The sequence below is a fragment of the Bacillus sp. NPDC060175 genome (genome assembly GCF_042728695.1).
Lineage (GTDB): Bacteria > Bacillota > Bacilli > Bacillales > Bacillaceae_G > Bacillus_A.
Genome location: NZ_JBHWYR010000071.1, coordinates 1 through 10,516, shown reverse-complemented (window position 1 = coordinate 10,516; position 10,516 = coordinate 1). Strand labels below are relative to the sequence as shown.

Genomic DNA, 10,516 nt, shown 5'->3' with positions numbered 1-10,516 from the left:
TAGATCCTCCTTTTTAAACTTACATTGATATGAAAACAAACTAGGAGCATAGCTTCTAGTTTGTACTTATTTAATTATTGGGGGATGAAATATGAATGTTTTAGTAATCGGCCGTGGTGGACGTGAGCATGCTTTAGCTTGGAAGTTTGCACAATCTGAAAAGGTAGAAAAAATATATGTAGCTCCAGGTAATGAAGGTATGCGAGACGTTGCAACACCAGTTGATATTGATGAGAATGATTTTGATGCATTAGTCTTATTTGCAAAAGAAAACAATGTAGGCTTAACTTTCGTTGGACCAGAAATTCCACTTATGAATGGAATCGTTGATCGCTTTAAGGAAGAGGGACTTCGTGTATTTGGGCCTAATAAAGCGGCTGCTGTTATTGAAGGTAGTAAAGCTTTTACAAAAGAATTGATGAAAAAGTATGATATTCCAACTGCGGCATATGAAACTTTTACAGACTATGAAGAGGCAGTAAAGTACATTCAGAAAGTTGGTGCACCGATCGTAATTAAGGCAGATGGGTTAGCTGCTGGTAAAGGTGTAACCGTAGCAATGACGCTTGAAGAGGCATTGCAAGCTGTGAAAGAAATGCTACAAGATGTGAAATTCGGCGCAGCAAGCAAGAAGGTCGTTATTGAAGAGTTTTTAGATGGACAAGAATTTTCATTAATGGCATTTGTAAATGGAACAACTGTGCATCCAATGGTAATTGCTCAAGATCATAAACGAGCTTTTGATGGCGATAAAGGTCCTAATACAGGCGGAATGGGTGCATATTCCCCAGTACCACAAATTCCGGAGTTAGCGGTTCAAGAAGCGATTCAAACAGTATTACATCCAACTGCTAAAGCGATGATCCAAGAAAATCGTTCGTTTACAGGAATTTTATATGCGGGGCTTATTTTAACGAATGATGGTCCAAAGGTAATTGAGTTCAATGCACGCTTTGGCGATCCTGAAACGGAAGTTGTATTACCACGCTTAGAAAATGATTTAGTTGATGTATGTAACGCTGTATTAGATGAAAGTGAATTAACGTTAGAATGGTCAAAGGAAGCAGTTATTGGTGTCGTACTGGCTTCGAAAGGATATCCAGAAGCATATAAAAAAGGTGAAATTATTAACGGATTAGATGCACTACAAGATGTGATTGTTTTCCATGCGGGTACAGCGATGAAACATGGTGACTTTGTAGCAAACGGTGGCCGTGTATTATTTGTTGCTTGTAAGGCGAATAGTTTACAAGAAGCGAAAGATAAGGTCTATAAAGAAATCGGTAAAATTGAGAGTGATGGTTTATTTTACCGAAGTGATATAGGATATCGTGCAATTGGGCATGAGATGACGAGAAGCTAATGTATAAAAAATCCCGCTGATTTCTCAGTGGGATTTTTATGCATCTTTATCTTTTTTTAATTTCCCTTTTTGCTTTGCCATTTCTCGAAGTAAATACTCGATGTGTGCATTGACGCTACGAAACTCATCATTCGCCCATTTTTCGATGACTGCGTGTAATTCAGGATCAATACGTAATGGAAAGCTTTTCTTTTTAGCCATAATTATTTACAACCTTTAATATAGGCTTCCTGTATTAATAACTGGTTGCGCACCTTTATCTGAAACGATGGCAACTAATAAATTGTTCACCATATTTGCTTTACGCTCGTCATCGAGTTCCAGTACGCCTTCTTCATCTAACATATGGATTGAATCTTTCGCCATCTTCACAGCACCTTCAACAATCTCTTTTCTAGCAGCTAATACTGCTTTTGCTTGTTGACGTTGGAGCATTGCATGGGCAATTTCTGTTGCGTAAGCTAAATGTGTTAAACGAGTTTCTAATACTTCTACGCCAGCGATTTCAAGTCGTGCTTCTAACTCACGCTTTAATTCTTCAGAGATCTCTTCAGTATTTCCTCGTAACGTGATGCAAGTTTCATCTTGGAAATTATCATAAGGATATTTTGTAGCAACGTGGCGAATTGCTGTTTCACTTTGAATTTCTACGAATCGATCGTAATGCTCAACACCAAACATTGCTTTTGCGGAATCAACAACTTTATATACGATAACGGCTGCAATTTCAATTGGATTGCCCTCAACATCGTTTACTTTTAATTTCTTACTGTTAAAGTTTTCAACACGTAAAGATACAGTTTGACGAAACGCGAATGGAATTGTTAAAAATAAACCATTTTGACGAATTGTTCCTAAATAACTACCGAAGAACGTAATAACTTTCGCTTGATTAGGTTGAACGATACCGATACCTGTAGCTAAAACAGATGCTAATATGAGAGCTAAAATAGCTATTACAAACATTTCTTGTACCAGGCAAAATACACCGATAGCGGCTAAAACTAAAATTCCAATAACGCCGAGAAATCCATTGACATAAAATACTTGTTTTTCTTTCATATGATCGCCTCCTTGATATAAAAATGATATCACTTTTATATCATTACATGCAAGGGGGTTAAACCTAATTTTCTGAATTTTATTGTTTGATATCTTTTATGTACGTTTTAAGGGTAAAAAAAGAATGTACGTTCTGTTTGTGGTAAAATAAAGAAGACTTAACCGCCCACTGCAGCAGCTAAGTCTCTTTGAGAGCATCTTGCATCGTGACAAATGATTCAAAGCGGTTTTGCCAGGATTAATTCTTCAATCGCTGACTCAATCTCTTTGTCAGAAGTGTCATAACTTCCATTTGACTTTGGTTTGTCATGACTGGAAGCTTGCTTAACTTCCTCTTTATTATGGCCTTTTTCAGTAAAGTTCATGCTAGGCATTTTAAATGCGCTCATATTCATATATTTTCCAAACTTACAGGCTTCAACAATAGGGCAGAAACGAACGATTCCCTCCGCAATTTTCATGGCACCAATCCATAGCAAAACTTTAGACCAAGTGCACCAAGGTTTACGTACGAGTTTAGCTGTACTACAACCGAAGAGGATGAGTCCGAGTGTAATTCGAATTAGAGCACTAATTGTGCCGATGTTTTGCTTCATTAGAAAAACACTCCTTTTTGATGAACTTCGAAATAGAAATACTATTTCATTTGTTAGTATTCCGTATAAGCTTTTTGATATGTAATCCAACATTTGACGTTGAAAAAGATGTTGGATTGGGCGTGTGTGTAGGAAGCTTTTTTTGTTATAATGAAAGAATGCGTAAAAGGAAGTTCAAAAAGTCCGGTAAAGATAGCTGTCGCATTTCATCGTTGCATACGGCCAGTCCGGTACTCATGTAGGGAAAACTACATTCCGTTCCTCCAGGCGAATGCGCCTCGACCTGCTCGGCTCTCTATATCCTCCTTTTTGAACAAATATAGTAAGGAAGTTCAAAAAGTCTGGTAAAGATATAGCAAGGAATTTAAAAACTCCTGATAAAAATTAACTGTTATTTTGAACAGAAATATAGATATAACTAGAGAAAAGAAAGGGTGTTTTCATGTACGATATTTCCAAATGGAAACATGTATTTAAGCTTGATCCAAATAAGGAGTTAAGTGACGAACATTTAGAAATGATTTGTGAATCTGGAACGGATGCTGTTATTGTAGGCGGAAGTGATGGAGTTACAATTGATAACGTATTACACATGCTAGTTAGCATTCGTAGATATGCAGTTCCTTGTGTGTTAGAGGTTTCTGATTTGGAAGCAATTACACCGGGATTTGATTTTTATTACATCCCAAGTGTTTTAAATAGCCGAAAAGTAGAATGGGTAACAGGTGTTCATCATGAGGCATTGAAAGAATTTGGGGATATTATGGACTGGGACGAAATTTTCATGGAAGGGTATTGTGTTTTAAATCCAGAAGCGAAAGTAGCCCAGCTTACAGATGCAAAATGTGATTTAACAGAAGATGATGTTATTGCATATGCACGTTTAGCAGACAAGCTATTACATTTACCGATATTCTATTTAGAATATAGCGGGACGTATGGAGATATTGAACTTGTTAAAAATGTAAAAGCAGAATTGAAGCAAGCTAAGCTATATTATGGCGGTGGTATTTCTAATGCAGAACAAGCGAAAGAAATGGCACAGTATGCTGATACAGTAGTTGTTGGAAATGTTATTTATGATGATATAAAATTGGCGTTAAAAACAGTTAAAGCAGTAAAAGGAGAGTAGGTGCAGGCGCATATGAGTACGACAGATAGGTTATTAAATGGTTTAAATCCGCAGCAACAAAAAGCAGTACAAACAACAAATGGAGCACTTCTATTAATGGCAGGCGCAGGTAGTGGGAAAACACGTGTGTTAACACACCGTATTGCGTATTTACTTGGTGAAAAAGGTGTGGCGCCATGGAATGTACTAGCAATTACCTTTACAAATAAAGCTGCTCGTGAAATGCGTGAGCGTATTGATAAACTTGTTGGACCAGAAGCAGAAGATATTTGGATTTCTACGTTCCACTCTATGTGTGTACGTATTTTACGACGTGATATTGACCGCATTGGGATTAATCGTAACTTTACGATTTTAGATGCAGGTGATCAGTTAACTGTAGTAAAGAAAATTATGAAGGAGCGCAATATTGACCCGAAGAAGTTTGAACCACGCTCTATTTTAGCGGGTATTAGTAATGCGAAAAATGAACTGTTATCTGCAGATAAATATGCAAAAAAAATTACAACCGCTGATCCATATGAAAAATTAACGAGCGATGTATATACAGAATATCAAAAACGCCTTCTGAAAAATAACTCATTAGACTTTGATGATTTAATTATGACGACGATTCAGCTATTTGAACGTGTTCCAGAAGTGCTAGAGTTCTATCAGCGTAAGTTCCAATATATTCACGTTGATGAGTATCAAGATACGAACAAAGCCCAGTACCTTCTTGTTAAACATTTGGCATCACGTTTTAAAAACCTTTGTGTTGTTGGTGATTCGGATCAGTCTATTTACCGCTGGCGCGGGGCTGACATTTCTAACATTTTGTCATTCGAAAAAGACTATGAAAATGCGCAAGTTATTCTGTTAGAACAAAACTATCGTTCATCACAAAATATTTTAAATGCAGCTAATGCTGTAATTGAAAAAAATTCAAACCGTAAACCGAAGAAATTATGGACAGACAATCAAATTGGGAGCAAAATCTCGTATTATCGTGCTGCAACCGAAAAGGACGAAGCGTATTTTGTTGCGAAAAAAATTCGTGATGATATTCAAATGGGGAACCGAAAATATACTGATTTTGCAGTGTTATATCGTACAAATGCCCAGTCTCGTATGATCGAGGAGATTTTCCTGAAATCTAATATCCCTTACAAAATTGTGGGCGGTACTAAGTTCTACGACCGTAAAGAGATTAAAGACATTTTGGCGTACTTACGTTTAATTGGGAATCCAGATGATGAGATTAGTTTCGCGCGTATTATTAACATGCCAAAGCGCGGGGTTGGTGCGACTTCTATTGATAAAATTATTAATTACGGTGTACAAAATGGAATTTCATTAACTGCTGTATTAGATGAGATTGAGCATGTTGGAGTAAGTGCAAAAATTACAAAGGCAGTAAAAGAATTCGCAGGTTTATTACACAACTGGGTAAATATGCAAGAGTATTTATCTGTTACGGAATTAGTAGAAGAAGTTATTGAAAAAACAGGCTATCGCGATATGTTGAAAAATGAGCGTTCTTTAGAAGCAGAAGGTCGTTTAGAAAACTTAGACGAGTTTTTATCTGTTACGCAAACATTCGAATCTCAAAGTGAAGATAAGAGCCTTGTTGCATTCTTAACGGACTTAGCTCTTGTTGCGGATATTGATCGTGTAGATGAAGATCCAACTGCTGGTGAAGAAGTTATTTTAATGACGATGCACTCAGCAAAAGGGTTAGAGTTCCCAGTTGTCTTTATTGTTGGTTTAGAGGAAGGGATATTCCCGCATACTCGTTCTCTTATGGAAGAGGATGAAATGCAAGAAGAGCGTCGTCTTGCTTATGTAGGTATTACTCGTGCAGAAGAAGAGTTATACTTATCCAATGCGCAAATGCGTACTTTATTTGGTAGAACAAGTATGAATGCAGCATCTCGATTTATTACAGAAATTCCGGCAGAATTGGTGGAATCATTAAATGAAACAGCACCGAAGCGTGAAACTTCGTTTGGTACAAAAGGAAGAACGACAAGCGCAACTACAACACGTTCTCGTTCAGCTTTCGTGCGTCCGGCTGTTAAGACAACAGGTGGCGAGCAAATTGGCTGGGCAGTAGGCGATAAAGCTTCTCACCAGAAGTGGGGAGTCGGTACAGTTGTAAGTGTAAAGGGTGAAGGTGATGCAAAAGAGTTAGATATTGCGTTCCCAAGCCCAATTGGTGTTAAACGTTTATTAGCAAAATTTGCACCTGTGACGAAACAATAGGAAAGGACTGAGGATATGTCAAAAGAGATAACAAAAAAACGTATAGAAGAACTGCGTGATTTGTTAAATACATTTAACTATCAATATCACGTATTAGACAATCCTTCTGTTTCTGATGCGGAATATGACCGTGATATGCAGGAGCTTATGAAATTAGAAGCAGAGAACCCTGAATTTGTAACGGAAGACTCCCCCTCTATTCGAGTTGGGGGAGCTGTACTTGATATATTTGAAAAGGTAACGCATAAATCACCGATGTTAAGTTTAGGTAACGCATTTAATGAAGGAGATTTGCGTGATTTTGACCGAAGAGTACGTCAAGGAATTGATGATACGAATGTAAGATATATATGCGAATTAAAAATTGACGGACTTGCTGTTTCACTTCATTATGAAAAAGGGCGCTTTATTCAAGGTGCAACACGTGGTGATGGTGTAACGGGTGAAGATATTACCCAAAACTTGAAAACGATTAAAGCAATTCCACTTCGATTAAATGAAGAAGTAACGTTAGAAGCGCGAGGCGAGGCTTATATGCCGAAGCGTTCATTCGTTAAATTAAATGAGGAAAAAGAGCAAAATGGTGAAGATGTATTTGCGAATCCACGTAATGCGGCAGCAGGATCGATACGCCAACTTGATCCGAAAATTGCAGCGAAGCGTAACTTATCTATGTTTGTGTATGGTCTTGCTAATGTAGAAGAAAAAACAATTCCATCCCACAGTGAATCGCTGGATTTCTTAGGTGAGCTTGGATTTAAGACGAATCCAAATCGTCGTACATGTGAAACAATTGAAGATGTAATAGCGTATGTAGCAGAGTGGCAAGAAAAACGTCCGCATCTTGATTATGAGATTGATGGAATCGTTATAAAAGTAGACGATGTTGCTATTCAAGAAAGCTTAGGAACTACAGCAAAGAGTCCAAGATGGGCAATAGCTTATAAATTCCCAGCTGAAGAAGTTGTGACGAGATTAACAGGGATTGAATTAAGTGTCGGCCGCACAGGGGTTGTAACACCAACTGCGGAGCTCGAGCCAGTTAGAGTGGCTGGTACTATCGTTCGTCGTGCTTCTTTACATAACGAAGATTTAATTCGTGAAAAGGATATTCGAATTGGTGACTACGTTGTTGTGAAAAAGGCTGGAGATATCATTCCTGAAGTTGTGAACGTTATTTTTGATAAGCGTACTGGTGAGGAAGAAGAATATCATATGCCAACGCATTGTCCAGCATGTGAGAGTGAACTTGTTCGTTTAGAAGAAGAAGTAGCACTTCGATGTATAAATCCGACTTGTCCAGCTCAAATTCGTGAAGGATTAATCCATTTCGTTTCAAGAAATGCAATGAATATTGATGGACTTGGAGAACGTGTAATTACACAACTCTTTGATGCGGATTATATTCGTACGTTTGCTGATTTATATTCATTGACGAAAGAGCAATTATTACAACTAGAACGTTTCGGTGAAAAATCAGCAACAAATCTAGTACAAGCAATTGAGAACTCTAAGGAAAACTCATTAGAGCGATTATTATTCGGTCTTGGTATTCGCCACGTCGGTGTGAAAGCCGCACGTACATTTGCTGAGCATTTCGAAACGATGGATGAGCTTGTGAAAGCAACGGAAGAAGAACTAAAAACAATTAACGAGATTGGTGAAAAAATGGCTCAATCCGTTGTAACGTATTTCGATAATGAAGACGTATTAGAGCTATTACAACAATTTAAAGAGTATGGCGTGAACATGGCATACAAAGGTATAAAAGTTGCTGATCTACAAAATGTTGAATCGTACTTTGCAGGAAAAACTGTCGTCTTAACAGGGAAATTAGAAGTTATGGGACGCAGTGAAGCAAAGAAGAAGATTGAGGCATTAGGTGGAAAAGTAACAGGAAGTGTTAGTAAAAGTACGGATTTAGTTGTTGCTGGTGAAGCTGCTGGTTCGAAATTAGCGCAAGCAGAGAAGCACAATGTTGAAGTTTGGAATGAAGAGAGGTTCTTACAAGAGCTGAATAAGTAAGAGGTGCAAACTTACAATGAAAAAAATAGCGTTAGCGGTATTAAGTCTTAGCCTACTTGTAAGTGGGTGTAGTATGGGTTCCAATAAAGATGAAAAAGCAGTTGAGAAATCGGGGAAAGCGAAAGAACAAGCAGTTATCCCGAAATACTCCATTTCGGATGAATATTATAAGACAACGGTTCCATTTGATCCAGGTAAGGCACGTGGTTTAGTTGTACAAGGTTTAAATAGTCGCCTTGATATAGATGAATTTGAAACAGGACTAATGCGCATTGCCAAAGAATCATTTAGTACGAAAGATTATTTCTTTAAAGGCGGAAAGGTTCTAGATGCTCAAAATATACAAATGCTTGTAAAAAGGAAGCGTACAGATGCTGAACAAAAAGAGCTAGAGGATAAGTTGAAAAAAGATGCAGTTAAATTTCCGAATATCGGACTGAATCCAGCCTTAAGTGAAGGTTCGGAGTCACTAGAAGTGAAAAATAAAAAAAATCCAATGTATATCTCAAATATTTTAGAGCATGATTACTACGTACAAAAAGGTGGGAACGATGTTGAACCTGACGGCATTGTAATTGGATTAGCGATGAATTCTATTCAATATTATGAGGAAGAGCATGGGTATCCACGTGAAGCTGCAATCCCAGATGAAAAAATGTTAGCTGAAGGGAAAAGAATGGCACAAGAAATCTTGAAAGTCATGCATCAAAAAAACGCTAACACAAAAAATATTCCGATAACATTTGCAATTTATCGTCAAGGTCCAAAGTCTTCACTTGTGCCAGGGAATTTTGTTTCTTATGCTAAGGTAGAAAAAGGTAGTGAAACGGTTGAGGATTGGAAAGCAATCAATGAGAAATATTATTTGTTCCCGTCTGAACAAGCAAAAGCGGATAATAAACGTGAAGACCTTGCAAGGGTGTCAAACTTTAAAGCGAAGTTAAGTGAGTATTTCCAAGGTGATTATACAGCTGTTATCGGTACTGGAATGTATAGAGATGATGAATTAAAAGAAATGAAGCTCGATATTCCTGTCCAATTCAATGGGAAAGCTGAAGTAATTGGTTTTACACAATATGTAGCTGGACTTGTTATGGAATACTTCCCGAATTATATGAAAGTACAAGTAACAATTAAATCTGTAGAACGTCCAGAAGCAATTATTATACGTGAAGCGAAGCAAGATGAACCGTTTGTGAAAGTTTTAGATTAAAGATGAGAGCTGTTCCGTAAAGGAACAGCTTTTTTTCTTGAAAAATTTTGTTATAATTTTAAATGTTACAAATAAAGGGGTAAGGGGCAAAGTCATGGAAGAACTAAGCTTTCAAGTCATTATTTTATTAATTGCATTCGGGTTTTTAGCGGCTTTCATTGATTCGGTTGTTGGAGGGGGAGGGTTAATTTCGCTTCCTGCACTTATGTTTGTTGGTTTATCACCAGCTTCGGCAATCGCAACGAATAAATTAGCTGCAACGATGGGGACGCTTACGAGTACAATTTATTTTATTCGATCAGGCAAGGTGGATTTTCGGATTGTAGGAAAGTTAATCCCGTTAACTATTATTGGAGCAGTCGCAGGCGCTTTAGTAGTAAAGTTTATTCCACCTGATATTTTGCGTCCATTAGTGCTCGTAATGTTGGTTTTTATTGCTATTTATATTATTGCGAAAAAAGATTGGGGAAGTGCATCTACCTATAAAAAGATGACAAAAGGGAAAACATTAATGTTTTTCTTTGTTATTTTAATGATAGGGTTTTATGATGGATTTTTTGGACCAGGGACAGGATCCTTTTTAATTTTTGCATTTTTATTAATTGGTTTGGATTTTATTCAAGCGGCAGCATCTGGAAAACTTTTGAACTTCGTTAGTAATATCGTATCTTTAATTACTTTTTTATTTTTAGATGTGATTCATTTTGAATACGGTATAATTATGGGATTATCAATGATTTTAGGTGCGTATTTCGGATCGAAGTTTGCGGTTCAAAAAGGTGTTGGATATGTAAGGACTTTATTTTTGTTAGTTACTATTTTATTAATCGGGAAAAATGTTTTGGAATATACTCATATTTTTTAGATTCATACGTATGTAT

At 37.2% G+C, this 10,516-nt stretch carries 9 protein-coding genes; 6 read left to right on the top strand and 3 right to left on the bottom strand.

The window, feature by feature from the left end:
* The first annotated feature begins 91 nt into the window (after positions 1 to 91).
* Positions 92 to 1,363 (top strand): phosphoribosylamine--glycine ligase, encoded by a 1,272-nt coding sequence (gene purD / locus ACFWDE_RS24795; RefSeq protein ID WP_377895383.1) that lies wholly within the window; start codon positions 92 to 94, stop codon positions 1,361 to 1,363.
* A gap of 36 nt (positions 1,364 to 1,399) precedes the next feature.
* Here purD and ACFWDE_RS24790 read toward each other — a convergent pair whose 3' ends face one another.
* The 3 genes from ACFWDE_RS24790 to ACFWDE_RS24780 form a co-directional block, all read right to left on the bottom strand.
* A complete protein-coding gene (locus ACFWDE_RS24790) occupies positions 1,400 to 1,564 on the bottom strand; it encodes a type II toxin-antitoxin system antitoxin (protein WP_001085171.1) in 165 nt (54 codons plus the stop codon).
* A gap of 15 nt (positions 1,565 to 1,579) precedes the next feature.
* Positions 1,580 to 2,425: an SPFH domain-containing protein gene (locus ACFWDE_RS24785; RefSeq protein ID WP_002063557.1), complete on the bottom strand. Its 846-nt coding sequence runs from the start codon at positions 2,423 to 2,425 to the stop codon at positions 1,580 to 1,582.
* A gap of 218 nt (positions 2,426 to 2,643) precedes the next feature.
* Entirely contained in the window at positions 2,644 to 3,021 is a 378-nt protein-coding gene (locus ACFWDE_RS24780) for a YgaP family membrane protein (RefSeq protein ID WP_002159494.1), read from the bottom strand.
* 442 nt (positions 3,022 to 3,463) lie between these two features.
* Between ACFWDE_RS24780 and pcrB the strand changes: the two genes are divergently transcribed.
* The 5 genes from pcrB (at position 3,464) to ACFWDE_RS24755 (ending at position 10,500) form a co-directional block, all read left to right on the top strand.
* Positions 3,464 to 4,153 (top strand): heptaprenylglyceryl phosphate synthase, encoded by a 690-nt coding sequence (gene pcrB / locus ACFWDE_RS24775; protein ID WP_002151476.1) that lies wholly within the window; start codon positions 3,464 to 3,466, stop codon positions 4,151 to 4,153.
* Positions 4,154 to 4,165: 12 nt separating this feature from the next.
* Positions 4,166 to 6,397, top strand: coding sequence for a DNA helicase PcrA (gene pcrA / locus ACFWDE_RS24770; RefSeq protein ID WP_377895378.1), 2,232 nt, complete (start codon positions 4,166 to 4,168; stop codon positions 6,395 to 6,397).
* 15 nt (positions 6,398 to 6,412) lie between these two features.
* A complete protein-coding gene (gene ligA, locus ACFWDE_RS24765) occupies positions 6,413 to 8,422 on the top strand; it encodes an NAD-dependent DNA ligase LigA (RefSeq protein WP_377895376.1) in 2,010 nt (669 codons plus the stop codon).
* Positions 8,423 to 8,438: 16 nt separating this feature from the next.
* Positions 8,439 to 9,635 (top strand): CamS family sex pheromone protein, encoded by a 1,197-nt coding sequence (locus tag ACFWDE_RS24760; protein ID WP_377895374.1) that lies wholly within the window; start codon positions 8,439 to 8,441, stop codon positions 9,633 to 9,635.
* A gap of 94 nt (positions 9,636 to 9,729) precedes the next feature.
* Entirely contained in the window at positions 9,730 to 10,500 is a 771-nt protein-coding gene (locus tag ACFWDE_RS24755) for a TSUP family transporter (RefSeq protein ID WP_377895372.1), read from the top strand.
* Positions 10,501 to 10,516: the final 16 nt, after the last annotated feature.

Bases quoted from the DNA above. Each gene is read 5' to 3' on its own strand.
- purD (WP_377895383.1), top strand. From the start codon at position 92: ATGAATGTTTTAGTAATCGGCCGTGGTGGACGTGAGCATGCTTTAGCT.
- ACFWDE_RS24790 (WP_001085171.1), bottom strand. From the start codon at position 1,564: ATGGCTAAAAAGAAAAGCTTTCCATTACGTATTGATCCTGAATTACAC.
- ACFWDE_RS24785 (WP_002063557.1), bottom strand. From the start codon at position 2,425: ATGAAAGAAAAACAAGTATTTTATGTCAATGGATTTCTCGGCGTTATT.
- ACFWDE_RS24780 (WP_002159494.1), bottom strand. From the start codon at position 3,021: ATGAAGCAAAACATCGGCACAATTAGTGCTCTAATTCGAATTACACTC.
- pcrB (WP_002151476.1), top strand. From the start codon at position 3,464: ATGTACGATATTTCCAAATGGAAACATGTATTTAAGCTTGATCCAAAT.
- pcrA (WP_377895378.1), top strand. From the start codon at position 4,166: ATGAGTACGACAGATAGGTTATTAAATGGTTTAAATCCGCAGCAACAA.
- ligA (WP_377895376.1), top strand. From the start codon at position 6,413: ATGTCAAAAGAGATAACAAAAAAACGTATAGAAGAACTGCGTGATTTG.
- ACFWDE_RS24760 (WP_377895374.1), top strand. From the start codon at position 8,439: ATGAAAAAAATAGCGTTAGCGGTATTAAGTCTTAGCCTACTTGTAAGT.
- ACFWDE_RS24755 (WP_377895372.1), top strand. From the start codon at position 9,730: ATGGAAGAACTAAGCTTTCAAGTCATTATTTTATTAATTGCATTCGGG.